The organism is Candidatus Aquicultor sp. (genome assembly GCF_054640775.1).
Map to the genome: position 1 here is coordinate 1 of NZ_JBTSLF010000018.1, position 25875 is coordinate 25875.

Genomic DNA, 25875 nt, shown 5'->3' on the forward strand with positions numbered 1-25875 from the left:
CAGTTCGGCGCTGTGGCCGTTTGCTACGCTTGGTTGGCCCGCTGAAACAGAAGAACTCAAGTACTTCTATCCGACAAACCTTCTGGTAACCAGCCATGACATCATTTTCTTCTGGGTTGCCAGGATGATCATGCAGGGCCTGCACTTTACGGGCGAGATCCCGTTCCATGACGTTTACGTGCACGCGCTTGTTCGCGACGAGTTCGGGCGCAAGATGAGTAAATCCAGGGGCAATGTTATCGACCCTCTCGATATAATCGACGAGTTCGGCACGGATGCGCTTCGCTTTACGCTCTCAAGCATGGCCACACCCGGCAGGGACATCTTCCTGTCTAAAGAGAGACTCGAGGGATATAGAAACTTTGCGAACAAACTTTGGAACGCATCGCGCTTCGTCTTAATGAACCTGGAAGATTACGAGCGTATCGATATCAAGGAATTCGACCTGACGCTGGCCGACCAGTGGATACTCTCTAGAATGAACCACGTCACGATGCAGGTCGACGGGGCGATCAATGAGTATAACTTCGCGGAAGCGAGCCGTCTCATCTATGATTTCTTCTGGAGCGACTTCGCCGACTGGTATATCGAGCTTTCAAAGCCGAGGCTTTACCAGAAGGAGGATGAAAGGGGCCGCCGTATCGCCCAGAACTTGTTGGTGACCATTATGGACCATACACTGCGGCTGCTGCACCCGTTCATGCCGTTTATTACAGAGGAGATATGGCAGAAACTACCCGGAGCGGGCGAGAGCATCGTCATCGCCCCGTGGCCGCAGGCCGATAGCGCACTGATAAACGACGCGGCGGAAGCCGATATGGGCCTTCTGCAGAGCGTTACCTCGTCGATACGGTCGATCAAATCGGTGCTCGGTATCGCGCTTACCAAACCGGTCAAAGTTCTTTTAAGTACGCCTGACGAGAGCAAGCGCACCGTCCTTGAGGCCGACAACTCATATATTAAGGAGCTGGCCTGGGTCGAAGAGCTTGTTATCGGCTCGGATATTATAAAACCCGAGCACTCGGCGGTTGATGTAGAACAGGGCGTAGAGATATTTATGCCACTCGCCGGTCTCGTTGATATCGAAGAGGAGAAGAAGCGTCTGAGCAAGGAGTTCGCCAAGACAGAGGCGGATGCCGAAAAGTCTCGGAAGAAGCTCGCGAACCCGCAATTCCTAGAAAAAGCAGCACCTGCCGTTGTCGAAAAAGAGAAGGCCAAGCTCGAGGAACTCGACGAGAAGGCGGCCAAGCTACGGAAACAGCTGGCAAGCCTTTAGGAATGTCGAATTATAGATAAGGGATTGGTTGTCGTGGGGGTGAGGCTTGTCTTTACCCATACCCATCCGTTTTAAGGGTCATAAGGTAAGAGCAGAATGACGTATGATGAAGCTTTAAACTACATAACGGGTGCTCTGCAGTTTGGGATCAATCCCGGGTTGCAGAAGATCGAGGCTGTCTGTGAGGCGCTCGGTAATCCGCAGCTTAAATATCCGACGATCCAAATAACGGGAACCAACGGGAAGACGTCGACTACCTGGATGACCAGGAAGCTCTTAAGCGCGGCCGGTTTTAAGACCGGTTGCTATACCTCGCCGCATCTTCATACCTATAGAGAGCGCTTCAGTATCGACGGCGAGACGATTTCAGAGGATGATTTTGCCGCGGCCCTGGAAGGCATTATGCCCGCGCTTGATGAAGTAAAAGAAGAGCACGGTGAGCTGACCGAATTTGAGATCCTTACCGCCATGGCTTTTTACTACTTTGCGGTAAGCCGGGTCGATGTCGCGGTGTTCGAGGTCGGGCTCGGCGGAAGGTGGGACGCGACGAGCGTCGTGCGCCCCAAAGTCGCCGCAATCACCGGCATCTCTTTGGACCATACCGACCGGCTGGGAAATACCGTAGAAGAGATAGCCTGGGATAAAGCCCATATAATCAAGGAAGGCGCCATGGCGGTCATCGGAGACGTTCCGGCGGGCGCGCTTGATGTCATCCAGGAGCGCTGCGCCTTGGTCGATGCCCCGATGAGGTTGTTTGAGCGTGACTTTGGCCCATGCGACGTATCCATTATTAAGAATGAAGGCTCACGTTTTTCGATCAACGGCGTGCAAGCATCCTATCAAAATATCCCGTTGCCGGTGTTTGGAGGGTACCAGGTTTTAAACTTCACGATGGCGGTCGAAATCCTCGAGGCGTTCAAGGGACAGAAAATCGAGGATGGGGTGATCGATAACGCGGTCATAGGCTTGGCATGCCCGGGGCGCTTCGAACTCTTCGAAAGAAACCCGCTGGTAGTGCTCGACGGGGCGCATAACCCCGAGGGCATGGGGATGGTAGTGCACGGTCTTCCGCAGGCATTCTCGTATAAAAATCTAATCGTAGTTTTATCTGTATCAAGCGATAAAGATATTGAGCAAATGCTTACCATCTTGATAAACGAGGCATCTATCCTGGTTCTCTCGCAAAACGAAAGCTATAGGTCGGCAAGCGTAAGCCAATTAAACGATGTTGCCAGCCGCACGGGAAACAGCTATATTATTGAACCAGACCTAGAAAAAGCGATCGATATGGCGATCGCAAAAGCGTCGCCCGAAGACCTGGTGTGCATAACCGGTTCTTTATATACGGTCGCCGATGCTCGCGAGATATTATTGAAGCGCAAAGACCTTGCTTCTCAAGAATCCGCTGTCCGGATGTAAGCCGATATAGCAATCGTCATAGCAAAATTTGTAGTGGTCATCGTCGTAGAATTGAGTACAATAGATACTAGCCACGGATAAGGCAGGGGGATAAGTGGATTTTTTTACTTCTATAGTCGAGTTCTTTAGTTCACCGGTTTTCAAACTCATCATCAATCTTTTATTGCTGTTTGCGTTCGTGCTGTATTTAAGTCTCGCCAAATGGACCTACTCGGATGCAAAGAGAAGGGGAGCCATGGCGTTTTACTGGACCATCGTGGCGCTTCTCTTTCCGCTAGCCGGCTGGATCGTCTACCTCATCGTGCGCCCGGGCGAGTACCTGGATGATGTCCGCGAGCGCGAGCTTGAGATCAAGGCGAAAGAGGCCATGTTAAACAGCAGCGATATGGTGTGCCCCGCATGTTATAAACCCGTCGATAAAGACTTCTTGCTTTGCCCGTATTGCAGGCGCCGCCTTAAGAAATCATGCCCTTCCTGTGGACATGCGCTTAATACGAATTGGGCGATTTGCCCCTACTGCCAGCAGATATTGTAACACCATTGTTACTTTGTCGGATAATTATCAATAAATTTGGTAAATTTTCGCTATAGCGCTTGCAAGTCCCGCTTAAGCCTGATAAATTATATGAGGCGCGCATGTTGTAACAAAATTCACAAAGCGTCGCAACCGGTGGAGGTACAAAATTGGAACGAACATTCACAATGGTAAAACCGGATGGCGTAAGAAAATCACTTGCCGGTGAAATTATCAAACGGTACGAGAGTGCCGGTCTTAAACTCATAGCTTTAAAACTAGTGAGGCTTTCCCAAGAAAAAGCTGAGGAGCTTTATTCTATCCACAAAGGGAAGCCTTTTTTTGATGAACTCGTCGACTTCATTACGTCGGGCCCAGTAGTCCCTATGGTGTTAGAGGGGGAAAACGCGGTAAGCCGCGTGCGCGACATAATGGGGGCGACTAATCCAAAAGAAGCAGCGCCGGGGACGATACGGGGAGACTTCGCCGAAGAGATATCGGAGAACATCGTTCATGGCGCCGACTCGGTTGAATCAGCTAGTCGTGAGATCCCAGTTTTCTTCAGTGAAATCGAACTTGTAGGTTAGCTGGGATTTTTGTATATTTAGTATGGCTTCGTGTGATTCGAAGCAAGATTGAGTAGAAGTTAAAGTCCTGCCGGTCATTATCCGATGAGGATGTGAACAGCGGACATTTGATAGAATAAAATGGGCTATCGGGAGCGCCTAATTAACTCAATCCTAAGCAATACAATAATGAATTGCTAAATGGACGCGCAATAAAGGTCTGATGTTATGTCAGAACCTAATTGCTGTTGCGTGCTGGCACTCCATCGAGCCCATTTAAGACCAAGGGGACGGTATTAAATGGTAAGCGAGATAATTTACTTTTCAACATTCACAATTATCGGTGTTGCGATTGTCGCTATTGCACTCGGATTAGCGAGAATACTCTCAACGAGAAAGCCAACCAAAGCCAAACTCGAAACCTACGAGTGTGGCAACCTCAATGTAACCGGTGACCCCAGAGTTCAGTTTAAAATCCATTATTATATCTTCGCTCTATTGCTAGTTCTTTTCGATGTGGAAATGATCTTCATCTTTCCGTGGGCGGTCGTCTTCAAGAGCCTCGGACTTTTTGCCTTCGTTGAGATGATAATGTTTATAGCTATACTTTTGCTGGGTCTTTATTATGCCTGGCGCAAAGGAGTATTAAAGTGGACATAAAACAAGAACAGCCAGATTACAGCACCAAGCTGGGCTTACTAAAGGAGCAGAGTCCTCCTGGAAATATCGTGCTTGCCAAGGCCGGTGATCTCATCAACTGGGGTCGCAAGAACTCCCTATGGTGGATGGGATTCGGCCTTGCCTGTTGCGCTATCGATACCATCATGATAATCAATCAGGCTAAGTTTGATGCCGACAGGATGGGGGTCGTATATCGAAATACCCCCCGGCAGTCCGACCTCATGCTGGTTGCCGGGACCATCACGCAAAAAATGGCTCCGATGGTAAAGCACCTGTATGACCAAATGGCAGAGCCTAAATATGTTCTTGCTCTCGGTGCGTGTGCGATCAACGGAGGGCCCTTCTATTACGATAGCTACACGGTGGTAAAAGGCGTGGATACACTTATTCCGGTCGATGTATATGTACCGGGATGCCCACCGCGACCTGAAGCGGTGCTTTACGCTATTGAGATGCTGAGAAAGAAAATCATGGCAAGAGGAAAGATAGAGTAATGAGCGATGAGAATATCATGAACCAGGACAACAGTGAAGAAATCTCCGCGGGCGTAAAGATCGTTGAAGAAAAGGGCATAGGCTACACGCTAACCGTAGAGCGGGAGAATCTCTTAAAGGCGGCTTCAGCGCTTAAAGAAGCCGGGTTTGATCTCTTCTTATTTGTCGGTGGTATTGATTATCCTGAGAGCATAAAGCTCACATACAGGGTTTATTCGAGCAAGAGACAGAATAAACTCGCGGTTATGATAAAGACCGAGGTTCCAAAGAGCGATCCCACGGTTGATTCGCTTGTTCCGCTTTGGTCGGCGGCAAATTGGCACGAGCGCGAAACATTTGATCTTTACGGTGTTATCTTCAAGGGTCATCCCGATTTGCGCAGGATATTTATGCCGCAGGATTGGGTCGGGTATCCGTTGCGCAAGGACTACAGCGACGACCACATGACGGTCATGGATGACGGCAAGAAAGATAAAGAGAAGGCGGCCGCCAAAGATAAGCCCGCAGCCGCTGCACCGAAAGAGAGTGCCGAGAAGGTCGAGAAAAAGACGGCCGAGGCACCGGAACAACCAAGCGAAATCGCGGATGCAAACGAAGTAAGCACGGATGGGTCTGATAAAAATGAGTAAACTTGAAGAGATGAAAACATCTAACGACAACTTAAGCGAGTTGGAAAAAGACTTGGCGCTTAATGGTGAAGAAAGCACTGAAGACATTGTCACGGAAGAGCTGACGATTCATTTCGGGCCTCAGCATCCGAGCGCTCACGGTGTCTTCCATGCTATCTTCCACATCAAAGGTGAAGTCGTTACGAAGATCGAGCCCGATATAGGCTACCTGCACAGGTGTTTTGAGAAGATAGCCGAGAACAGGACCTATACCCAGTTCATACCGTACACCGACCGCATGGATTATGTGGCGTCGATGACGAATAACTGGGCGTATTGCATGGCGGTCGAGAAACTCGCCGGCATAGAGGTTCCGGAGAGGGCAGAGTATATAAGGGTTATAGTGGGTGAGCTGCAGCGTATCGCGTCGCACCTGGTATTTCTCTCAACCGCCGGTTCGGAAGCGGGCGCCCTCACGCCGTTCGTCTATTTCTTTGACGAGCGTGAAGGGATATTGACCCTTTACGAGAAGATTTGCGGCGCGAGATTGACCTACAACTATATGCGAATCGGTGGAGTAAGGGCCGATGCACCCGACGGATGGCTTGATGATACGCTTGCTTATGTCCTTAAGCTTAAAAAGAGAATGTATGATTATGACCGGCTGGTGCTCGGTAACTATATCTTCAAAAAGAGGTTCATCGGCGTTGCGCCGTTTTCAGCAGAGCAGGCGTTAGATTGGGGCCTTACCGGGCCACCGCTGAGATCGACAGGGGTCTCGTATGATGTAAGGCGGGCAGATCCCTATTCCGTATATCCGCGGCTTGAGTTTGACGTAGTGGTCAAATATAAAGGCGATAACTACGACCGTGCATGTATCCGTTCCGACGAGATCAAACAGAGCATACGGATTATCGAGCAGGCGATCGAGCAAATCCCAGAGGGGCCGGTCATGGCCGATGGCATTGCTAAAGTGTTTAAACCGGCCGCAGGTGAGGGATTCGGTCACGTTGAATCCCCCAAAGGCGACCTTGGTTTCTATGTCATAAGCGATGGCACGACAAAGCCATATCGTGTGAAGATACAGGGTCCAAGCTTTGGAAACTTACAAGCACTTCCCGCCATGGCGGAAGGCACTTATATAGGTGATGTAGTCCTTACCCTTGGAACTCTTGATCCGGTCTTTGGAGAGGTGGATCGTTAATGTTATCAAGTACTAAACTTCTTGAATTTGCAAACAATAATGGTATACCGGTGTGGGCGCTCGATGCGACTATCGCGATTGTGTTTGCGATTGTGCTCTTCGCTATTTGCGCTGTAAGCGTCATCATTAACGTCTACTTACTACGTAAAGTATCGGCCGACTTCCAATTGCGCTATGGGCCGATGCACGTTGGGTGGCATGGCGCTCTGCAGCTGTTCGCCGATGCGATCAAGCTTCTATCCAAAGAGGATATTTTTCCGTCAAATGCCGATCGCTGGATATTTCGCCTGGCGCCAGTAGTGGCATTTGTGCCGGTATATCTTGGGTTTTTAGTGTTACCGATAGGCAAAGGGATGGTCATACAGGACTTAAACGTAGGTCTACTCTACATTCTGGCAATACCGGCGATCGGCGTAGCGGGCATCATCATGGCGGGTTTCGGGTCATATAATAAGTATGCCATTATAGGGAGTCTTCGCTCAGCAGCACAGATGGTAAGCTATGAAGTGCCGAGGGCGCTATCAATCATTGGGATCGTTATGATCGCCGGATCTGCAAAGCTCTCATCGATCGTTGGCGCGCAGCATATATGGTACTTAATTCTGCAACCTATCGGGTTTGTGGTTTTCTTGGTCTCTACGCTTGCGGAGATTAACAGTACGCCATTCGACCTTCCTGAAACTGAATCGGAACTGGTCAATGGCTATTATACCGAGTATAGCGGCATGCGTTTCATGTTTTTCTTCTTTGCCGAGTATGTAGCATTATTTGCAGCGGCAACGCTTACAACGGTGCTGTTCCTCGGCGGCTGGCATGGCCCTGGGCCGGAGTACTTGGGGCCGATTTGGTTTACGATCAAGACGTTTGCAATGATATGGGTCATTATGTGGATCAAATGGACACTGCCGCGTTTCCGTATAGACCAGGTAATGGACTTAGGGTGGAAGGTACTCTTGCCCATAGCCCTTATTAATGTGCTGGTTACCGGAATAGTAATAATGATAATTTAGTAAGAAGGTAGATGACATGGCCGGAAGAATCTCAAGTTTCATAGATGCTTGGAAGAGCATCGTCATAGGTCATAGCATTACGGCGAAGAAATTACGCGAGCCACGATCAACGTTTTTCTATCCGTATGAGCCGCCGAAGTTGGAAGAGCGTTACCGCGGTGCACCGATGTTAGTTCGGATCGCCGGTGAGACCGATGAGAAAGAGGCTGCCTGTACCGCGTGCGGTTTATGCGCCAAGGCATGCCCGGTAAATTGTATTACGGTCGAGAGAAACAAAGATAAAGAGGCGCCGCTTAAGGCAGCCGTATGGAACCTCGACCTTACAAAATGCATGATCTGTGGCCTTTGTGCAGAGGCCTGCCCGCAAGGCGCAATAAAGATGAGCCATGATTTCGAAAATGCGGTGTATGTTAAGGACAAGCTTATCTATGATATGGAGCATGTCCTGAGAAGGCCGGTAATGGTAAAACCCGCGGAAACGGTTGTAGGGGAGTAGGTACATGATCGAACAAGTTATATTTTTCGCCTTGGCGGCCGTAGCGATCATAAGCGCAATCGCGGTAGTGACGAGCAAGAATTTGTTCCACGCTGTGATGATACTCGGAGGATTTCTGCTGACTATAGCCGGGTTCTATTTCTTGCTGAGCGCCGATTTCGTCGGAATCATGCAGGTGTTTGTATATGTCGGTGGTGTAATAGTTGTTATGCTGTTCGGTATTATGTTAACACCTCATGAGGCCAATATAAGAGACACGGCTAAGTTACAGCAAAAACTGATGACCTATGTCGCGGTTGCCGCGTTTGTCGGGCTTTTGGCCATGATGTTCATAAAAACAACGTTTACCACATCATCGGCTGAGCCCGTAAAGGATACCGTGTCTCTGGCAGGGAAGCTGTTTATGACGAACTACGTGTTGCCGTTTGAGGTCATATCCGTCCTCTTACTGGCTGCGTTAGTCGGGGCGATAATCGTCGCCCGTAAGGAGGAGCGCTAATGAACATACCTCTGGAATGGTGGCTTATATTAAGCGCGATTTTGTTTGGCATAGGATTGATCGGGGTTTTATTGAGAAGAAACGCGGTAACGATACTGCTTTCAGTCGAACTCATGTTGAACTCCGCCAACCTTAACCTGGTGGTTTTTTCACGGCACGTAACGCCGGACATTGCGACGGGGCAGATGTTCGCCCTATTCGTGATGGCGGTTGCGGCAGCCGAGGTGGCCGTAGGGTTGGCTATCATATTATCGATTTACCGAAATGTACGATCGGTGAATCTAGACGACTTCAACATATTTAGGTGGTAGCGGGAGCAAAATGATGAATTACCTTTCGATTATTCTGTTGTTGCCGGTCTTAAGCTTTTTGGTGCTCGTAGTCTTCGGCAAGAAGTGGGGCGAGAAATCCGCTTACGTGTCGATCGCGGTCATGCTGGTATCGTTCGTATTGTCGATTAAGGCGTTACTCTTTACCATGGGCGGCATGAAAATGGTAACGACCTTTACGTGGGCCTCAATCGGCAATTTCAAATTGACCTTCGGCCTGCTGCTAGATCCGCTGGCTGCGATGATGCTGGTAATAGTAACGCTTGTCAGCTTATTGGTTCAGACCTTCTCATTCGGCTATATGCACGGGGATAAGAGAATCGGCTGGTTCTACGCCTGCCTCTCGATGTTTACGGCATCGATGTTGTTGCTGGTGTATTCGCCAAACTATGTACAGACATACATGGCATGGGAAGGCGTAGGCGTGTTCTCGTATCTCTTGATCGGGTTCTGGTTTGAAAAAAGAAGCGCGACGCAAGCTGCGAAAAAAGCCTTCATGGTTACCAGGTTCGGTGACCTGGGCTTTGCGGTTGGCTTGGTGCTTCTCTATATAACGGCGGGCACGCTCGACATGGATAAAGTGTTTGGGATGCATATCCCGGAGGCGACAGCGGCGCTGATATCGATCCTGTTCTTCTGCGGAGCGGTCGGCAAATCCGCGCAGTTCCCGCTTCACGTCTGGTTGCCGGATGCTATGGAGGGTCCGACCCCGGTTAGCGCCCTCATCCACGCAGCGACGATGGTCGCGGCCGGCGTATACCTGGTCGCCAGGTCGTACCCGCTCTTCGAGATGGGTCCGGTTTCGCTGGAAGTCGTTGCTATTATCGGCACGATTACGGCGTTTATGGCCGCCACGATCGCATTGACTGCAACTGATATTAAGAAAGTGCTGGCGTATTCGACGATCAGCCAGCTTGGATACATGATGATGGGCCTCGGCGTAGGCGCCTATGCGGCCGGCGCGTTCCATCTTATGACGCACGCATTCTTTAAAGCCCTGCTCTTCCTTGGAGCGGGTAGCGTAATCCACGCCGTTCACAGCCAGGAGATATTCGACATGGGCGGCCTCTGGAAGAAGATGAAGATAACCTCGATAACGTTCTTGATCGGTGGTCTCGCCCTTGCCGGCGTTCCGCCGTTTGCCGGATTCTGGAGCAAGGACGAGATTTTGGCCGGCGCGTTCCAGAGCGGACATATAACGATCTTTATCTTCGGTCTTGTGACAGCGGCGCTGACGGCGTTCTATACCTTCAGATTGATATTTATCGTCTTCTTCGGAAAGCCGAGAGGACATCACAGCGAACACGTCCATGAGTCGCCGGCGGTAATGAGCGTACCGCTGATTGTTCTCGCATTTTTCGCACTGACAATCGGTCTGATCGGCTCGCCGTTCGCGCAAAACGCATTCCAGGGTTTTATCGCTCACGGGCACGAGGCCGAAGCGCCGAATTACATGGTCATGGGAGCGTCAGTTCTTATTGTGCTCATTGGTATAGGGTTCGCTTACATGAAATACATGACGAGTATGCTACCGTCAAATGTAATCAGCAAGGACAACTTCGTCTATAAGTTGCTGGTGAACAAATATTACATGGACGAGCTTTACCATTACATGCTGATAGTGCCGACCCATGCGATCGCGCGCGCCGCGCTGGTGTTTGATCAGACGGTGGTCGACGGCGCTGTAAATGGTGTAGCCTGGGTATCTATGCAGTTCGGAAAAGGGCTGCGGCATATTCAGACTGGTTATGTTCAGAACTACGCGCTTTACATGGTGATAGGGCTAGTGGTTTTACTAATATGGTCAATTAAGATTCTAGGCTTGTTCTAAGGGTGTGAAAAGATGAGTTACCCAATACTAACGATCACAATATTCTTACCGCTGCTCGGTGCGGTGCTCATGCAGCTAATACCGCGCGAGAAGGCCGCTGCGGCTCGATGGGCTGCGCTGTCCGTAACTATCATCAACTTGTTGATCGGTATACCGCTTATAACGGGGTTTAAGGTTGGAGCGCAGGGGATGCAGTTCGTCCAAAAGTTTGCGTGGATCAAGACCGCGGGAATCTCATATTACGTAGGTCTTGATGGACTAAGTATGCCGCTTTACGCGTTGACGTTGCTCCTATCGATCATTGCGATACTCGCGTCCTGGTCGATAAAGGAGAGGGTGAGGGAGCATTACAGCTTGCTCTTACTCCTCGAGGTCGGAATGCTCGGAACGTTTGCGGCGCTGGATTTCGTCGTCTTCTACATATTCTGGGAACTCGTCCTTATCCCCATGTACTTTATCATCGGTGTCTGGGGCGGGGAGAACAGAAACTACGCGGCATTAAAGTTCTTCATCTACACACTCGCAGGAAGCGTGCTTATGCTGGTCGGTATCCTCGCGCTCTATTTAACATCAGGCCTCGGCACATTCGATATGGTGCAGATCATGAATACGGGATATCACGGGGCGTTAGCGACGTTTATCTTTGTCATGTTCTTCCTCGGGTTTGCGGTAAAAGTGCCGATGTTCCCGTTCCACACATGGTTGCCTGACGCACACGTCCAGGCGCCAACTGCGGGCTCGGTCCTTCTTGCAGGTATTCTGCTGAAGATGGGAACGTATGCCTTTATAAGAATAATGGCGCAGATGCTACCTGGAGAATTCCAGAGGTTTGCGCCGTTCATTGCAGTACTCGCAATTATAAGTATCATATATGGCGCCCTCACGGCGCTTGCACAAAAAGACTTGAAGAAGATGGTCGCGTATTCCAGCGTAAGCCATATGGGGTACGTCATGCTGGGTATAGCGGCACTCACACCGGTTGCGCTTAATGGTGCGATTCTTCAGATGGTCAACCACGGGCTTATCACGGGATTGCTCTTCTTGATGGTAGGCTATATCTACGAAAGAACGCATACCAGGGACATCTCGAAGCTCGGCGGCCTTCAGGTCAAGATACCGATTCTCGGCGGCATGTTCGTGTTCGCCGCACTGGCTTCACTGGGATTACCGGGGTTAAGCGGCTTTGTCGGTGAGATTTTAATACTGTTTGGATCTTATGAACCGTATATGATATATACGATACTCGCGGTTATCACGCTTGCTCTCACCTCGTTTTACCTGATTCGAGCGAATCAGAATGCGATATTCGGGGCGGGGAAGGCAGAGCACGAAGATTACAAGGATGCAAACGGCAGGGAGCTAATAAGCGCCTTACCGTTGATAATTCTTATTGCGATAATAGGTGTTTACCCGAAGCCGTTCTTGCATTATATTGATCCTGCAGTAAATACCGTATTACAGATGATAAGAGGTAGCTAAATGAACTTAACGATTGATTGGTCTCATATTAATTGGTTGGCGTTAACGCCGGAGCTGATTATCCTCGGTTTTTCGATGGTAGTTTTGCTTGGCGAGTTGTTCTTATCGAAGACCTCAAAGCATATGCTCGGAGCGGTGACGCTTGTCGGTCTTATCGCGTCATTGGTGAGCCTGGGCTACATTTGGAACCTGCAGGCAACCGAGTTTAGCGGGATGTTTTCGGTCGACCTTACCGCGAATGTGCTGAAAGCGATACTGCTTGCAACGACGGCTCTCGTGGTGCTCGGCGTTCTAAAAGTTGATATGTTAATGGGCGAAGGCGAATTCTTCAGCCTGCTGCTGTTCTCGGTACTCGGAACGATGTTCATGGCATCGGCGTCGGATCTCATCATGCTGTTCATAGCGCTTGAGCTAACCGTTCTGCCATCATATATTCTTACCGCAAGCAAAAAGACCAGGCAGTCAACCGAAGCGGCGCTGAAGTATTTTCTGCTTGGAATGATCTCCTCTGTGATCTTGCTCTACGGTATGACGCTAGTGTTCGGTCTGACCGGTGAGACAAACTTTGCGGCGATAGCGGGCAAGCTGGCCGGACACGCAATCCAGCCTGCGCTTGTCGCAGCGATGCTTATGATAGTCGTGGGCCTTGGGTTTAAGATAGCGGCGGTGCCGTTCCATTTCTGGGCGCCGGACGTATACGAAGGCGCACCGATACCGGTCGCATCATACCTCGCAGCCGGCCCGAAGGCGGGGGGTTTTGCGGCGATTATCCATCTGTTCCCGCTGGCACTCGGGGTTGTTGCACCGGCGTGGGCGGGGGTATTTGCGATACTTGCGGTAGCGAGTATGGTAGTCGGAAACCTCGTCGCGCTTTCACAGACGCATATTAGAAGACTTCTTGGTTACTCGGCCATCGCACACACCGGATATCTGATGGTGGGTCTCGCGGTAGCCAATAAGCTGGGCTATACATCGCTGATGTTCTACTTCTTCGTGTATTCACTGGCGGCGCTTGGGGCATTCCTCGTGGTGCTAGCATTGGTGGAGCGCGGGTTTGGAGAAGACGCGAAAGACTTTGCAGGGCTTAGCAGGCGCGCACCATTACTTGCTCTCGCAATGGCGATATTCATGTTTTCGTTGGTGGGTATCCCGCCGTTTGCAGGTTTTATGGGTAAATTGTTCCTGTTTAGAGAGGCCGTCAGGTCGGATTTGATCTGGCTTGCCATCGTGGGCGTTCTCAACAGCGTTATATCGTTTGGCTATTATGTCACCGTCATCAGGCAGATGTACCTGGTTTCGCCATCCGAAGGAGAAGCGGTTGTAAGGATGAAAGTATCAAAACCGCTGTTTGCTTCGATTATGATTATCATGGCGGCGGTTATTGTCCTGGGAGTTTACCCGAACGCGTTTCTGTCTATAATTAAGCTATAATAGACGAAAACCGGGAGGGGTTACGATGGGCGAGGAGCAGTCCTTCGCGCTAATGGTAAGGCAGGCTCTCACCGAATATGATTTCGAGCGTATTGATATAGCACCCGGGAAAGCAACGGTTGTTCTGAAGCGGGAAGTCTATGCGGAAGGCAGCGAGAACGAAGTGCTCGAGTACGCCTTTCAAAACCCAACCCTGGTAAAAGTTATAGAAGCGTTGAAATCTTATTTGCCATCACTTTAACAATAGTTGAAGACACATAGAAAATTAAACCCTCACGTTGTATAACATGAGGGTTGTTTTATTATGGGCTATTATAAGCTAGAGGCCTGCTTTTAGCTTGCCGGATCGACTAGCTCGAAGCTCTTAATGATACTCTCAACGGCTTTGACATCCTTCTTTACAGAATCGCCGATGACGAAGATATGTCCATCATAGATTTTGCCGTGGTTGGTCATCTCAACCCGGTAATGCAGCCATTTCTCAGGTATGTTACGTAAATCCCATTTTTGCTGAACATGCTTCCGTTTATCTTTGGGGAAATTCTTGATGCCGGTTAGTACGGGAAGCGCCATCTTTTCGAAGTCTTTTGGGGTTCCATAAGCTTTTGTCGGGGCCTTTATCTTACTCGATGCGTTTTTATCGCCGGCCGTGCCGCTTTGCATAACAAACATGTAGACACCGTTTTTTGGCAGCTTCTTTACAATAAGGCCGCCACCGGCGTACAGGAGGTCGCTTCTAGTGATCGGTTTAAGCCAGAAGTCGTTCTTCCTAAAATTATTTACCGCAATTATTCCTTGGCCGTTAAATCTATCCAGTTTACCGCCATGTTCCGAGGCAGACCACTTGGCTGGATATTTGAAGCTGAAGTCGTCGCTCTTAAATTCGGTGAGTCCGTTACTTGCCCGCGAGCACGAGATGGTGACCATTGCGAGTAAAACTAGTACGATAGTTGCTGTGATTTTCTTCAATTGTTCCTCCTTAGCTTGTGTTGTGTTTAAGGCGTAAGCGGGTTGCGCATCAAAGTAAAGCGGTTTCATGCTTTTACGACGCTCCCTAAAACGACATTCATATATTTTAACACTCAACAAAACGTATTGGTATAATACAAGCGGTTGGTGGGGAAGCAATATTGTGGGAAACGTATTTTTATATATTTCGAAGAAACATGTTTTGTTTTTCCCTCAATCGGGGAAAAACAACCGTGAAGGGTAGAAAAGCGGTAGCGGCAAAGAACAATTAATGATTATTTTAACGATTCATTAATTGTTTAGGGCTAAAGCTTACAACACTGCTTCCGATAGATTACTTGTCAGGCAAGACGGGTTATTTAGAAGCTTTGGCGAAAGTTTCTAGGTCGTGGCAGACGGCTTGGCTGACAGCAAAGCCCCGCATCTTACGGATCGGGGCTTTTTCTTTGCGAATTTGCATGTTGAGCGCGCACTTTGCACAGGCTATGATTCTTCTTTTTCCTGCTTCGTGTCTTCTTTGGGGTCGGTTGATTTCTTTATTTCGCGTATGCTCTGGCCAATCGCTTTTCCGATGCCGGGAAGTTTCTTCGGCCCAAAAATAACGAGTACGATAACCAGGATGATCACAAGCTCGGGCAATCCTAGGGAAGGTATGAACGCCGGGATTGATAGTCCATCTATAAGAGGCGACACTGCGCATCACGATCCTTTCAAAACGCACATTTAAGTCACCCAAATCATAGCATTGATTGTGTGGTAAAGCCACATTTACAGGCCGTGGCGCGGCCGGGTAAAATGTTCGCGGGGCGCTTTGTACGACACCCTAACGCCGCCCAGACACAAAATAAAGCCGCTTTTTATAAAAAGCGGCTTTAGCTTTGCTGAGTGTTTGATTATGCGAGAACGGTGACGTTGGATGCGCGGGCACCCTTTGCCTCCATCTCGACATCAAACTCAACCGCAGTGCCCTCTTCGAGGGTCTTAAAACCGTCTCCGAGGATTGCCGAATGGTGTACAAAGACATCCGGGCCGCCATCATCCTGGCTGATAAACCCAAAGCCTTTTTTATTATCGAACCACTTTACAGTACCTTTTGCCAAATGTTCCACCTCCTAGCGCCTTTTAATAGTAAAGCTTGAAGACGCTAGGCTTATGCGAAACTTACGAGAGTTTACGACACCGACCAAAAAATAAGAACCCGCCAAACAACGAGCTCTTCTTTGCGAATTCACGTCTTAGCTTACTAAAATTTTACACTTTTTAAGGGATTTTGTAAAAGCTAACCTGCTGCATAATCAAGTACTTGGCTAGGGTGCGATATCACGGCGCCTGAAAACCAGGATGGAGCCGAGATAAAAGACGATAGCGGTGGCTGAGTAAACCAGCAGGCTTTTTGCGGGGATGTTGCCGGTGGAAAGCAGTTTTGCCGAATCGTAATAATGGAACAGCGAGACGTCGTCCAGCTTTTTCATCCAATCCCAATTGGCGAGGTTGCTGATAACGTTGAGAAAATACATGCTGACCAGCACGCCTGAAGTCGCAAGCGCGGCGCGGCCGCGCTCTCCTAAAAGAACGGAGAAAAAGAGAGCGATGGCGCCGATTGCCAGGAAGAATAGCGTGCCGATCACCGTGAGTGCGACAATCCCATCGATCTTAGGCTTCAAATCCACCATAAGCCCGAAAATGTAGGTCGCAAATACCGTCAGTACCACCATCAGTATGGTTGACCCAAAGAGGTTAAGGCTTTTTGTGACGAGGGCGGAGGTTCTGGTTATCGGTTGGCTGAGAAGTATCTCGATAGTGCCGCTCTCAAGCTCTTTGCCCAATGCGGCGGACCCATACCCGATGACGAAGGCGCCGATGATGACAAACCACATAAGGCCGAAGAACTCGAGCGACAAAAAGCCCTCGACGGTTGTAAAACTCACAGCCGAGCCACCGCCGAAGATCTCTATAAAACCTTTGGGGTAGCTCTTTAATAGTTCCTGTATCTCTGCCGAGCGCTGTTGCACGGTAGGGTAGATGGATATAAGAAGGTAGACGTAGAGCAGGAGCCCGACCATATATGAAGGCCAGCTTATGCGGATTTCTTTTAACGATTTTCTGAATAAGTTACCGTTCACCGGTGTTGTCCTTCTCATAAAATTCCAAGAATACCTCTTCAAGGCTTGCGTGGCTTGAATCCAGCTCTTTGACCTTATACTGTGCGAGTTTTTTGATGAGGGGGTCGATCTCTCCCTTAACCGTGATGCGCAGGTGGTCGTTGATTCTCTCGACCGCGGTAACGCCCGGCACGCGGAACTCCTCCTGATTAACAGACCCTTCGAACGAAACATCGACGTAGCGCACGTGTTTGGCCTCAAGGTCGCAGATGCGCTCGACCGATACCAGGTGACCTTCCTTGATGATACCGACGCGATCGCAGACCCGCTCTATCTCGGGCAATATATGCGACGAGAGAAAGATGGTTCTGCCACGCGAGCGAAACTCTTCTATAACGGCATAGAACTGCTGCTGCATCAGTGGGTCAAGGCCGGATGTCGGCTCATCCAGCAGCAGCAGCTGGGGGTCGTGCATAAGCGCCTGCACTATCCCAAGTTTTTGGCGATTACCTTTAGAGTAGTCTTTTATCCTCTTATTGAGATTAAGGTCAAAACGCTCGATAAGCTTTTCTTTGAGAACCGGGGGCTTCCGTGGGCGAAAGCGCGCTATAAAGTCAAGGAACTCGGCCCCGCTCATTTTCTCGTAGATGCGGATATCGCCCGGCAGGTTCCCAAGCTCTTCTTTAATGAGGGCCGAGCTTTGCCATGCGTCTTTGCCCAGGACGGAGGCCGTACCTTTTGTGGGGCGCAGGAGCGCGGTCAGTAAACGTATGGTCGTAGTTTTTCCCGCGCCGTTAGGACCCAGAAAGCCGTATACTTCACCTTTCTCGACGGTGAGGTTAAGGTCTTCGATGCCGCGCGTCTGGCCATAATATTTTGTTAACGAGACCGTATTGATTGCTGCCATTGTTATCTATAATTACGCATCGCCGAAGATATTCCTGCAAGAGACAAGCTCTTTTTTTGTGGTTGTGGAGATTATACTTCACCGTCTAAAACCCATTTTCCTGGGTATATAACGTTTGCGAATAGGAGGTGGTAGTATGTTTATAGATAACCTCGCGATATTGCTGGTCAACATGGCTGCGGGCTTCTTCCTGCTCGGCTACTATATTTACCGCGGCCTTGATGATCCCAACCAGCGGCGTTGGGCTCCCGGCTTTGCAATAGTGGGTATCGTCGCATTGGCTGTCGGTTTGCACGTACTGTATAGATGGCCGCTTCCTAGCTCTTACAACGTTGCATTTGGCGAGCCGACGGTATTGTTTGGTGCATTATTCCTGGGAGCTGCGCTGGCGCTGGCTCTTGGCTGGGATCTATTATCGGTCTCGGTATACGCTCTGTTTGCCGGCATTGCGGCCGTAGTAATCGGCGCCCGTATCGTTATGCTGAAGTTGACGCAGACGCCGGCCCTTTCGGGCGCAGGCTTTATTATCTCGGGCGTTCTCGGCATCGTTTTTCCTGCGGTTTTGTACCTGCGGAATAATATCGGTGCACGTGCGGTCTTTGCGATAGTGGCAGTCATAGCTGCCCTGATATGGGCATTTATTGGATACGAAGCGTTCTGGGGTCACATCGTTGAATTCGCGAAATGGGCTCCGAAATAACGGACAGCACCAGTATGTAATGAGGTTCTGAATAGAGCTTATTGCAGGGCGGTCGCATACCGGCGACCGCCCCTTATTTTATTAACCTGCGTTTCATCAGCGCTATCGGGACGAGAAAGAAAACCAGCGATAAGACGATGACTAAGGTCGCGCTTATCATGACATCCAGATTTAGTTTTCCCACGACAAGATTTCTGCAGACGACCACGACGTGGTACAGGGGTGTAAAAAACGCCAGCTTCTGCGCCCAGGAGGGAAGGGCGTTGACGGGAAAGAAAATCCCGGAAAACAGAAACAGCGGGGTTAGAAACACCGTAAAGAAGTAGTTAAACAGGTTGATATTTGAAACGAGCGCCGTAAAGGTCATCCCGATGACTGCAAACAACAGGGAAGATATAAATAAGAGCGGCACGAGAAGCAAGGCCAGAGAGGACTTCACCAATCCAAATACCGCAATGATCGCAAGGAATATCAAGGCATTCAGGAATCCCCTTGTGGCGCCCCATATTATTTCACCGCCGATCACGTCCTCGATGCTCAGCGGCGTGGCAAGCACCGCATCGTATGTCTTCTCGTATTTCATCCTCACAAAGCTGTCGTAAGTCGTCTCAAACGAGGCCCCGAACATAACAGTGGAGGCCATAAGGCCCGGGGCGAGAAATTGCAGGTAGCTCATACCTTCGATCTCACGCACGAAAAGCCCGAGCCCGATGCCGAGGCTGAGCAGGTAGATGAACGGCTCGATAAACGTCGGGGCTATCGCAAGCCAGAATATCTTTCTGAAAATCGTCCAGTTGCGCTGCCACATTCGTGCGACCCCGGTGGCGGATATCGACCGTGCGGCTTCGATTAACGGGTTCAATCTCTCAGCCTCCTTCCGGTGAGCTTTAGAAACACGTCTTCAAGGGTCGATCTTCTCAACAGTACGTAATCCAGCTTTAGTCCGGCCTGTTCGGCTACTTTTAGCAGCTCGTCGGCGGAGTTGGCAAAAAAAACGAGCTCCTCGTCCTGAGCCTCGTAGCTATCACTCTTGGGGCCAATGATATCGATAGCCGCTTGCGCCAGCCCGGGGGTCACTCTCACCTCAAGCGCCTCGCGGCTTACGTACTTCTCGACCAGGCCCATCGGTGGGCCTTCGGCGATGATCTTTCCCTGGTCCATAATGACGACGCGGTCGCAAAGCTGGGCCGCTTCGTCCATATAATGCGTCGTTAACACCATGGCTACATGCTGTTCTTTCAGGCTTCTCAATTTATCCCAGATCAAGTGCCGGGCCTGCGGGTCGAGCCCGGTTGTCGGTTCATCGAGGATTAGCAGTTCCGGCTCGTTAAGAAGGGCCCGCGCCAGGAGCAACCTTCGCTTCATGCCGCCCGAGAGGGCATCGACCATTGTCTTGGTCCGCTCCTCGAGGTGGATAAACTGCAACAGATCCATCGCTCGCTCGCGGGCCGTGTTTTTGGGGATGCCGAAGTAGTTGGCGTAGATTTCCAGGTTTTCTAAGACGGAAAGCTCGTTGTCGAGGTTTGTCTCCTGCGGCACCACCCCGATCCTCGCCTTTATCTTTCGGATATCCTCTCGCACATCAAGGCCCAGCACCGTAAGACCCCCGGAGGTCGGGGGAGACATACCGTAGATCATCTTGATCGTCGTCGTCTTGCCCGCACCGTTTGGCCCGAGAAAGCCAAATATCTCACTGCGCCTGATTCTCAAGCTTATCCCGTCGACCGCGGTCAACCCGTTAAAGCGTTTTACCAGATTATCAGCGGTTATCACGTAATCATCGATTGCATTACTCAAAAGCATCACCGCTTTCTATATACCCGAAATGATGTGTGTGTCGGGAGGCGATTAGCCCGAATATAAAATGTGTATTAAAGTCGTAGAAACATGTAGGCAAGCACAAGCACAGGATGCTAAAATACTAGTATCGTATGAGTGGTTTATGGTTGCTTGTGGCCTGTGAACGTAGCGCCCCTAACGCATGTGGTAACGGCAACCAATGAAATAGGAGGGGCATATGAATATCTTTTTGCGAAGTGACGTAAAAACGAAGCACTGGCGACCTGCAGTTTTTCTCCTCGAATGTATTCTTGTTATTGCCTTATTGTTGCCTGGGATAGCATTCGGGGCGCCGGCACCCGATTGGGGAGACAATGGGGTGCTGATCGCACGAAACGTACCGGAGTACTGGGACGCGATGCAAATCATCCCGGATAAACAGGGCAACGTGTTTGCGACCTGGTTTGAACGGACGAATACGCAGACCAAATTCTATACGCAAAAGCTTGGCAGTGACGGCACGTTGCTGTGGAGCCAACCGATCTTAGTGATGGACGTAAAAAATGCTATGTATGGAATGACCACCGCGGTGGAATCCGGTGGTGGCTTGATCGTCGCCTGGACGGACAACCGCAACAAGAGGAAACCCGATGTCTTTGCCCAGAAAATCGACGGCAACGGCAACAAACTCTGGGGCGACACCGGAAAGCCCGTCTATGTGGGCGCTGGCATGCAGGATATCAGGGCTGTGGTGAGCGATGATGTGGGCGGCGCTATCGTCGTATGGCGTGATGATGAGCGACCGGGTTTCTATATGCAAAGGGTAGACGGTAATTGCAACCCACAATGGCAGGCCGATGGCGTGTCGATTAACGATTTTTGCGGTATACGGGTCGATGATGACCAGCCGTACTATGGTGGCGACTCAATGGGGGATTGGATCAACATCCAGTCCGACGGCTCCGGGGGTCTGTATTTAAACTGGTCGGATATCAAGCCCAATTATATGATGGAGCCGATGCCGATGGGTCCCAACCAGGCTAAGCAGGATGGGCATTCATTCCTACTGCGGGTAGACCGCAATTGCCAGAAAGCCTGGCCGGTGGTGACGGTGGATATAAAGGGTGTGCCGGCCGATATGATGATGGGTAATCAGTTGATGGTAACAGGTGATAACTCAGCGATTATCGCCTGGTCGCAGCCAAATGGAAATCCGTACATCGTCGAGATGAAAGACAATGGCTATAGCGCATATTCAAATCCAGATGCCAATCTCTTCGCCGTGAAGGTAACCCCTGATGGCAAGCTTGCCTGGGATGCAAGTAAGCCGTTGATAACTATGAGCGGTGAGGCTAACCCACAGATGTACTTTATGGGAACGCCAAACGTGACAAAAGAAGGCCTTCTTTATTCGTTACCGACGACGAAGATGGAGAAGCGGGACGTCCAGGAACCCGGTTCGGACGGCAAAATGCATACAGTTAAAATGGATATACCCGTTGTAGTATCCACCGAGTTTGTTAATATCGATGGAACAGGGAAAACGACTTGGAAAAAGACGGTCCAGGGTGGCAATAGCTATCCGGGTATATTCCCCGATCTTAAGACCGGTGATTTCTTCCTTATGATGACCAAATACCTTGAGGATAATCCCATGCCCATGTATCCAGGGCAAGGGTTATATCAAATACGGATGCAACGATTCGATTCATCCGGTACGGCTCTCTGGCAGGAGGGTGGAGCGAATGTGACCGGCATAACCGGGATGATGGGTGTAATTCCCGTTCCGGACGGAGTGGGCGGTTTCTATACCACATGGCGCAAGCAGGTTGATTCCGCCTCGGCACCGGGGTTGCCGATCAAAGCCTACTACGGCCCCACGGCACCAGAGCAGATGCCCAAAACGGATATCTATGTACAGCATTTCCTGGATGACGGGAAATTAGCGAACACATGGAGCGACATGTCGGCTCAGGACTGGTCGCTCGAGTATGTCGAGGGCTTAGCCAGTGTTAAAGCGATCGGCGGTTACGCTGATGGTAGCTTCAAGCCCGCCGAGGATGTTACGAGGGCGGAGTTCGCTAAGATGGTGGTTGTGGCATTGGGTATTTTCGATGACACATCGACCGCTGCGGCAAGCCTGAAGGGAACCGATGCCGAACGTCACTGGTCTGCCCAATATATCGCAAAAGCGGTCGGCGCAGGTCTTTTGAAGGGATATCCGGGCGGCGGGTTCAAGCCGGATACCGAGATCACCCGCGCGGAGGCTTCTACCATTATTTCAAGGGCAAAGAATTTGCAAGCGGATGCCTCTTCTCAGGGGTTCTCCGATGTCTCGGCCGAGCACTGGGCCTGTGCGAGCATCGGCGCGATGAAGAAACTTGGTATCGTCAATGGTTACGGTGACGGCACGTTTAGGCCATCCGGTAAGACGACGAGATCGGAAGCCGCCAAGATGATCTATAACGCGCTAAAGCTATAGAGTCCGGGGGAAATAATATAAATGCCTGGTAGATTAGGTAATAATTGCAGGGCGTTCCTTACTATATTTGTGGTAACGGGAAACGGCGAGTTACTTGTAAAACCTTTGTGAAATACTGCACATAGCGCCTGAACGGGCGTATAATTGTATTAAGATGAAATTGTAAGGTCCGATAATTATTATTGGCAGCACCATGATAACGTTCGTTGGGCCTGGAGGCGAGCAGTATGTCTAGTGTAAAATCGACAACGGGGCACGCTTCGGCCAAGTACTCCATGAATTACCCCGCAAAGCATCAGTGGAGCCAAGCAGGAGTTAAGCTACCGGCTAGCTCCGCTTTGATAACCAGCCGGGGCCTTGTATTTATCGAGGGTCCGGTCAGCGCAGAAAAACTTCACGAGTATCGATTGGACGAAGGCTTAAAGAAGTTCCGCACCGCCGAACAGCAGAAAGAGGCGATGGAGGGAATAGCGGCCCTGCCCGAGAGCTATGTCTACATAGCCAGACAGAAGAAGACCGTCATCGGTTACGTTATGTTCTTACCCCCGGATGAGTATTTCTGCTGGGGCAACGATCAGATTCCGGGGTTACTTGAACTCGGCGCGATAGAAGTCACCCCAGCCTGGAGGCTCAAGGGCATCGGCTCGGCGCTCCTGCGCGAAGCGTTCAAGAGCACTACGCTGGAAGATTATCTGATAATCTCGATGGAATTCTCGTGGCATTGGGATTTGGAGAACTCCAAGCTCACACTCTGGGAGTACCGGCAGATGTTGATCGATCAGCTCGGCCACTTCGGCTTTGAGCTGTGGTTGACTAACGACCTCGATATCTTAAGCCATCCTGCAAACACCTTTATGGTAAGGGTGGGCAGGCATGTTCCCGAAGAGAGGATAGACCGATTGAAACAACTTTGCGTAAGCAAAAAACAGTAGAAATAGTAAAAGCAGTAAGAGCTAATTTTAAATTAGCCAAAGCCATAAGAAGAAAGACCCGAGCGCAGAAGCCCGGGTCTTTCTCGTGCTATTGGCGGTACCTACCAAATTACTTTTTGGTACATTTATGGGCTGGCTTCTTAAGGCATTTCTTAAAATGGACAATCGTGTCGCATTTGCCGCTTGCTGTCACAGTTACGCTTACGGTGCTGACGAGCTTATAGCCCTTCAGCCATCCGCTCAGCTTGTAGGGGCCCGGTTTAACGTTCTTAAACGTAAAACAGCCGTTTTTATCGGCTTGTGCGGCGCGCACTACTTTTTTGCAGTCGCTGGTAAGCAGGCGAAGGTGGGCCTTGGCGAGTGTCGGGTAAATAGTCGTGGCAGTAGTTATCGTATCAAGGACCGTGTAACCGGCGATGCTTCCGAATTTTACCTTATCCGGTTTAGGACAGTTGTTGTCCTTCTTATCCTTGTCTTTTTTGCCGCACTGGCACCGGTCACCACATGTTTGGGTTATGGAACATGTGCAATGATCAGCTACCTTGTGCGTTTGCGAGTTCACGCAATTGTTTGCAGGCTTATCGCCTTGCGGCTTAGCCATTGCAATGCTGCCGATTGACAGGATCATGATGACTGCCATGACGACGGCGAGAATTGGGCGGTATGTTCTCATAGTTCTCCTCCTTTTCATGGTTTAAATGTAGAATTGGGTTTCCTTCATGCTCGTGTTCTGAGCGACTGCCACAATAGTTATAACGTTGATGGGAATATTTTGGTTACGGGTTGAGTTAATATTTGCTAAAGATTTTATTACGGTAGTTTGTAGAGTCCTAATGATGTATTGACTTGCTTGGTTCTGCTGTTATGGGCTACTATGATTTGGGGATACACGAGCAAGGTCAAAGCATTCACTAAACACCTTTTAAAGTAGAACACAAAGATCGAGAGGGGTTAGCATGAATCTTTTCGGAAGATTTATCGGTATACTGTTTGCCCTTGTGTTAATCTTCGTTGGTGTAGTCCTTCTCCTTAGCAATTTAGGCTTTTTAACGGTCGATCCGTTCCGCTTGATTGCGGATTTCTGGCCGGTGCTTCTTATCATCGTCGGTCTTTACTTCATCTGGCTGCGGCTGCGCCCACCCCGGGCGATTAATCCAACTCCGGTCTCACAGGGACTGGAAGGCGCGTCCAGGGCGGATGTCAGCATCAACTTCGGGGCAGGTGCGCTTGGGGTGCATTCCCAGAAAACCGCCGATAATGTGCTGTTTGAAGGACACTTCTATTCGCGACCCGAAGTGACGGTTAGCAAGCGAGGGGACGTACTTGAAGCCAAGCTGCGCCAATCCGAGTGGCCTTGGACGCCGCACGCGCATTGGCAGGGGGACGACTGGAACATCGGGTTCAACGAGAAAACCCCGCTTACCCTGCGCCTCAGTACCGGTGCAAACAGGGCGTTTATCGATCTTACCGACAACAATGTAGAGCTGGTCGAGCTTAACACGGGCGCAAGCGATATGACGCTCAAACTTCCAAAAGCATCTGGATTTACCAGGGCTATAGTAAAAGGCGGCGCCGCCGACATCAAGCTCGAGGTGCCCCAGGGTGTGGCGGCCAGGATAAAATCGACCGGCGCACTCAGCTCGTTAAATGTAAACACCGGCAGATTCCCGCGCACAGACAGCGGTTATGCCTCACCAGATTACGACACCGCACAGAATAAAGTCGATATAGAAATAAACACGGGCGTCTCGAGCATCAGCGTTTGGTAAAAGGAGGGATGGTAGGTGGCCGAAGACAAGCAGCAAGGGCGAGAGGAACAGCGAAGGTCCGGCGCGCGCGGTGGCATCATCGTCGGTATAGTGCTCGTAACGCTCGGCATCATATTTCTACTAAACAACCTCTTTCCGGGGATGGAGTTTAACCGGTTGTGGCCCGTTATCATCATCGTCCTCGGCCTTGCGGTTTTGATCTCGGCGTTCATTCCGCCGTTCCGCGGCGGCCGCATTATCCGCGGCTTGTTTTGGATAACGATAGGGACGATCCTTCTTTTAAACACACTTGATATCATCCCGTTTAGCTACTGGCTGAACCTGGCGGTATTCTGGCCGGTTCTGATCATAGCGGCCGGGGTCGGGGTGCTCGGCAGTGTTACGCGAAGCAGGGTCAT

29 protein-coding genes are annotated in these 25875 nt (G+C 50.3%); 21 read left to right on the forward strand and 8 right to left on the reverse strand.

From position 1 onward, the window contains the following. The 16 genes from ACYC56_RS02815 to ACYC56_RS02890 all read left to right on the forward strand — a co-directional run. Window positions 1-1276: class I tRNA ligase family protein (locus ACYC56_RS02815; protein WP_461372663.1), on the forward strand; the 1276-nt coding region annotated here is incomplete at its 5' end. Window positions 1277-1372: 96 nt separating this feature from the next. Continuing rightward, window positions 1373-2695, forward strand: a complete 1323-nt coding sequence (locus ACYC56_RS02820; protein ID WP_461372664.1) for a bifunctional folylpolyglutamate synthase/dihydrofolate synthase — start codon at window positions 1373-1375, stop codon at window positions 2693-2695. Window positions 2696-2789: 94 nt separating this feature from the next. Next, window positions 2790-3230 carry a zinc ribbon domain-containing protein gene (locus ACYC56_RS02825; RefSeq protein WP_461372665.1) on the forward strand — a complete coding sequence of 147 codons (441 nt, stop codon included), beginning with the start codon at window positions 2790-2792 and terminating at the stop codon, window positions 3228-3230. Window positions 3231-3379: 149 nt separating this feature from the next. Then, a complete protein-coding gene (gene ndk / locus ACYC56_RS02830; RefSeq protein ID WP_461372666.1) occupies window positions 3380-3796 on the forward strand; it encodes a nucleoside-diphosphate kinase in 417 nt (138 codons plus the stop codon). A gap of 279 nt (window positions 3797-4075) precedes the next feature. Beyond that, the gene (locus ACYC56_RS02835) at window positions 4076-4435 is read left to right on the forward strand and encodes an NADH-quinone oxidoreductase subunit A (RefSeq protein ID WP_461372667.1); all 360 of its coding nucleotides are present in this window, start codon (window positions 4076-4078) and stop codon (window positions 4433-4435) included. Next, on the forward strand, window positions 4426-4950 hold the full coding sequence (locus ACYC56_RS02840; RefSeq protein WP_461372668.1) for an NADH-quinone oxidoreductase subunit B: 525 nt from the start codon (window positions 4426-4428) through the stop codon (window positions 4948-4950). Before ACYC56_RS02835 ends, ACYC56_RS02840 begins: the two co-directional genes overlap by 10 nt. Beyond that, window positions 4950-5579: an NADH-quinone oxidoreductase subunit C gene (locus tag ACYC56_RS02845; protein WP_461372669.1), complete on the forward strand. Its 630-nt coding sequence runs from the start codon at window positions 4950-4952 to the stop codon at window positions 5577-5579. Before ACYC56_RS02840 ends, ACYC56_RS02845 begins: the two co-directional genes overlap by 1 nt. Beyond that, entirely contained in the window at window positions 5572-6762 is a 1191-nt protein-coding gene (locus ACYC56_RS02850) for an NADH-quinone oxidoreductase subunit D (protein WP_461372670.1), read from the forward strand. The genes ACYC56_RS02845 and ACYC56_RS02850 overlap by 8 nt, the downstream gene beginning before the upstream one ends. Further along, window positions 6762-7772, forward strand: a complete 1011-nt coding sequence (gene nuoH / locus ACYC56_RS02855) for an NADH-quinone oxidoreductase subunit NuoH (RefSeq protein WP_461372671.1) — start codon at window positions 6762-6764, stop codon at window positions 7770-7772. The genes ACYC56_RS02850 and nuoH overlap by 1 nt, the downstream gene beginning before the upstream one ends. Before the next feature lie 16 nt (window positions 7773-7788). Next, window positions 7789-8268, forward strand: coding sequence for a NuoI/complex I 23 kDa subunit family protein (locus ACYC56_RS02860; RefSeq protein WP_461372672.1), 480 nt, complete (start codon window positions 7789-7791; stop codon window positions 8266-8268). Window positions 8269-8272: 4 nt separating this feature from the next. Beyond that, window positions 8273-8767: an NADH-quinone oxidoreductase subunit J family protein gene (locus tag ACYC56_RS02865; RefSeq protein ID WP_461372673.1), complete on the forward strand. Its 495-nt coding sequence runs from the start codon at window positions 8273-8275 to the stop codon at window positions 8765-8767. Then, window positions 8767-9078: an NADH-quinone oxidoreductase subunit NuoK gene (nuoK, locus tag ACYC56_RS02870; protein ID WP_461372674.1), complete on the forward strand. Its 312-nt coding sequence runs from the start codon at window positions 8767-8769 to the stop codon at window positions 9076-9078. The genes ACYC56_RS02865 and nuoK overlap by 1 nt, the downstream gene beginning before the upstream one ends. 10 nt (window positions 9079-9088) lie before the next feature. Next, entirely contained in the window at window positions 9089-10927 is a 1839-nt protein-coding gene (nuoL, locus tag ACYC56_RS02875; RefSeq protein ID WP_461372675.1) for an NADH-quinone oxidoreductase subunit L, read from the forward strand. A gap of 12 nt (window positions 10928-10939) precedes the next feature. Continuing rightward, window positions 10940-12406 carry a complex I subunit 4 family protein gene (locus tag ACYC56_RS02880; protein ID WP_461372676.1) on the forward strand — a complete coding sequence of 489 codons (1467 nt, stop codon included), beginning with the start codon at window positions 10940-10942 and terminating at the stop codon, window positions 12404-12406. After that, window positions 12407-13837: an NADH-quinone oxidoreductase subunit N gene (locus tag ACYC56_RS02885; protein ID WP_461372677.1), complete on the forward strand. Its 1431-nt coding sequence runs from the start codon at window positions 12407-12409 to the stop codon at window positions 13835-13837. Between the two features lie 25 nt (window positions 13838-13862). After that, window positions 13863-14078, forward strand: coding sequence for a hypothetical protein (locus tag ACYC56_RS02890; protein WP_461372678.1), 216 nt, complete (start codon window positions 13863-13865; stop codon window positions 14076-14078). A gap of 92 nt (window positions 14079-14170) precedes the next feature. Here the strand turns inward: ACYC56_RS02890 and ACYC56_RS02895 are convergent, their stop codons facing one another. The 5 genes from ACYC56_RS02895 to ACYC56_RS02915 all read right to left on the reverse strand — a co-directional run bounded on the left by ACYC56_RS02895 (window position 14171) and on the right by ACYC56_RS02915 (window position 17815). After that, a complete protein-coding gene (locus tag ACYC56_RS02895) occupies window positions 14171-14806 on the reverse strand; it encodes a hypothetical protein (protein ID WP_461372679.1) in 636 nt (211 codons plus the stop codon). A gap of 483 nt (window positions 14807-15289) precedes the next feature. Continuing rightward, entirely contained in the window at window positions 15290-15499 is a 210-nt protein-coding gene (tatA, locus tag ACYC56_RS02900; RefSeq protein WP_461372680.1) for a twin-arginine translocase TatA/TatE family subunit, read from the reverse strand. A 200-nt stretch (window positions 15500-15699) separates the two neighbouring features. Next, window positions 15700-15906 carry a cold-shock protein gene (locus tag ACYC56_RS02905; RefSeq protein ID WP_461372681.1) on the reverse strand — a complete coding sequence of 69 codons (207 nt, stop codon included), beginning with the start codon at window positions 15904-15906 and terminating at the stop codon, window positions 15700-15702. A 207-nt stretch (window positions 15907-16113) separates the two neighbouring features. Beyond that, on the reverse strand, window positions 16114-16947 hold the full coding sequence (locus ACYC56_RS02910) for an ABC transporter permease (RefSeq protein ID WP_461372682.1): 834 nt from the start codon (window positions 16945-16947) through the stop codon (window positions 16114-16116). Continuing rightward, complete coding sequence (locus ACYC56_RS02915; RefSeq protein ID WP_461372683.1) at window positions 16919-17815, reverse strand: ABC transporter ATP-binding protein; 897 nt, start codon at window positions 17813-17815, stop codon at window positions 16919-16921. The genes ACYC56_RS02910 and ACYC56_RS02915 overlap by 29 nt, the downstream gene beginning before the upstream one ends. Window positions 17816-17951: 136 nt before the next feature. On the opposite strand from ACYC56_RS02915, the gene ACYC56_RS02920 reads away from it, so the two are divergent. Beyond that, on the forward strand, window positions 17952-18515 hold the full coding sequence (locus tag ACYC56_RS02920; protein WP_461372684.1) for a DUF981 family protein: 564 nt from the start codon (window positions 17952-17954) through the stop codon (window positions 18513-18515). 73 nt (window positions 18516-18588) lie between these two features. On the opposite strand, the gene ACYC56_RS02925 is transcribed toward ACYC56_RS02920, so the two are convergent. Further along, window positions 18589-19377, reverse strand: coding sequence for an ABC transporter permease (locus ACYC56_RS02925; RefSeq protein ID WP_461372685.1), 789 nt, complete (start codon window positions 19375-19377; stop codon window positions 18589-18591). Continuing rightward, complete coding sequence (locus ACYC56_RS02930) at window positions 19374-20318, reverse strand: ABC transporter ATP-binding protein (RefSeq protein ID WP_461372686.1); 945 nt, start codon at window positions 20316-20318, stop codon at window positions 19374-19376. Before ACYC56_RS02930 ends, ACYC56_RS02925 begins: the two co-directional genes overlap by 4 nt. A gap of 214 nt (window positions 20319-20532) precedes the next feature. On the opposite strand from ACYC56_RS02930, the gene ACYC56_RS02935 reads away from it, so the two are divergent. Together ACYC56_RS02935 and ACYC56_RS02940 are read left to right on the forward strand one after the other, a co-directional pair. After that, window positions 20533-22776, forward strand: coding sequence for an S-layer homology domain-containing protein (locus ACYC56_RS02935; RefSeq protein ID WP_461372687.1), 2244 nt, complete (start codon window positions 20533-20535; stop codon window positions 22774-22776). A gap of 227 nt (window positions 22777-23003) precedes the next feature. Next, a complete protein-coding gene (locus tag ACYC56_RS02940; protein WP_461372688.1) occupies window positions 23004-23708 on the forward strand; it encodes a GNAT family N-acetyltransferase in 705 nt (234 codons plus the stop codon). 109 nt (window positions 23709-23817) lie between these two features. On the opposite strand, the gene ACYC56_RS02945 is transcribed toward ACYC56_RS02940, so the two are convergent. Beyond that, complete coding sequence (locus tag ACYC56_RS02945) at window positions 23818-24381, reverse strand: SpaA isopeptide-forming pilin-related protein (protein WP_461372689.1); 564 nt, start codon at window positions 24379-24381, stop codon at window positions 23818-23820. Between the two features lie 283 nt (window positions 24382-24664). On the opposite strand from ACYC56_RS02945, the gene ACYC56_RS02950 reads away from it, so the two are divergent. Together ACYC56_RS02950 and ACYC56_RS02955 are read left to right on the forward strand one after the other, a co-directional pair. Then, a complete protein-coding gene (locus tag ACYC56_RS02950) occupies window positions 24665-25477 on the forward strand; it encodes a LiaI-LiaF-like domain-containing protein (protein ID WP_461372690.1) in 813 nt (270 codons plus the stop codon). Between the two features lie 15 nt (window positions 25478-25492). Further along, window positions 25493-25875, forward strand: a 383-nt coding sequence (locus tag ACYC56_RS02955; RefSeq protein ID WP_461372691.1) for a LiaI-LiaF-like domain-containing protein, incomplete at its 3' end; no start/stop codon positions are given.

What these genes read in the sequence shown, in the direction of transcription:
- ACYC56_RS02880 (WP_461372676.1), top strand. Translation starts at nt 10,940, where the DNA reads ATGAGTTACCCAATACTAACGATCACAATATTCTTACCGCTGCTCGGT.
- ACYC56_RS02885 (WP_461372677.1), top strand. Translation starts at nt 12,407, where the DNA reads ATGAACTTAACGATTGATTGGTCTCATATTAATTGGTTGGCGTTAACG.
- ACYC56_RS02890 (WP_461372678.1), top strand. Translation starts at nt 13,863, where the DNA reads ATGGGCGAGGAGCAGTCCTTCGCGCTAATGGTAAGGCAGGCTCTCACC.
- ACYC56_RS02920 (WP_461372684.1), top strand. Translation starts at nt 17,952, where the DNA reads ATGTTTATAGATAACCTCGCGATATTGCTGGTCAACATGGCTGCGGGC.
- ACYC56_RS02820 (WP_461372664.1), top strand. Translation starts at nt 1,373, where the DNA reads ATGACGTATGATGAAGCTTTAAACTACATAACGGGTGCTCTGCAGTTT.
- ACYC56_RS02940 (WP_461372688.1), top strand. Translation starts at nt 23,004, where the DNA reads ATGTCTAGTGTAAAATCGACAACGGGGCACGCTTCGGCCAAGTACTCC.
- ACYC56_RS02865 (WP_461372673.1), top strand. Translation starts at nt 8,273, where the DNA reads ATGATCGAACAAGTTATATTTTTCGCCTTGGCGGCCGTAGCGATCATA.
- nuoH (WP_461372671.1), top strand. Translation starts at nt 6,762, where the DNA reads ATGTTATCAAGTACTAAACTTCTTGAATTTGCAAACAATAATGGTATA.
- nuoK (WP_461372674.1), top strand. Translation starts at nt 8,767, where the DNA reads ATGAACATACCTCTGGAATGGTGGCTTATATTAAGCGCGATTTTGTTT.
- ACYC56_RS02860 (WP_461372672.1), top strand. Translation starts at nt 7,789, where the DNA reads ATGGCCGGAAGAATCTCAAGTTTCATAGATGCTTGGAAGAGCATCGTC.
- ACYC56_RS02930 (WP_461372686.1), bottom strand. Translation starts at nt 20,318, where the DNA reads ATGCTTTTGAGTAATGCAATCGATGATTACGTGATAACCGCTGATAAT.
- ACYC56_RS02845 (WP_461372669.1), top strand. Translation starts at nt 4,950, where the DNA reads ATGAGCGATGAGAATATCATGAACCAGGACAACAGTGAAGAAATCTCC.
- ACYC56_RS02950 (WP_461372690.1), top strand. Translation starts at nt 24,665, where the DNA reads ATGAATCTTTTCGGAAGATTTATCGGTATACTGTTTGCCCTTGTGTTA.
- ACYC56_RS02910 (WP_461372682.1), bottom strand. Translation starts at nt 16,947, where the DNA reads ATGAGAAGGACAACACCGGTGAACGGTAACTTATTCAGAAAATCGTTA.
- ACYC56_RS02945 (WP_461372689.1), bottom strand. Translation starts at nt 24,381, where the DNA reads ATGAGAACATACCGCCCAATTCTCGCCGTCGTCATGGCAGTCATCATG.
- ACYC56_RS02850 (WP_461372670.1), top strand. Translation starts at nt 5,572, where the DNA reads ATGAGTAAACTTGAAGAGATGAAAACATCTAACGACAACTTAAGCGAG.
- ACYC56_RS02915 (WP_461372683.1), bottom strand. Translation starts at nt 17,815, where the DNA reads ATGGCAGCAATCAATACGGTCTCGTTAACAAAATATTATGGCCAGACG.
- ACYC56_RS02935 (WP_461372687.1), top strand. Translation starts at nt 20,533, where the DNA reads ATGAATATCTTTTTGCGAAGTGACGTAAAAACGAAGCACTGGCGACCT.
- ACYC56_RS02835 (WP_461372667.1), top strand. Translation starts at nt 4,076, where the DNA reads ATGGTAAGCGAGATAATTTACTTTTCAACATTCACAATTATCGGTGTT.
- nuoL (WP_461372675.1), top strand. Translation starts at nt 9,089, where the DNA reads ATGATGAATTACCTTTCGATTATTCTGTTGTTGCCGGTCTTAAGCTTT.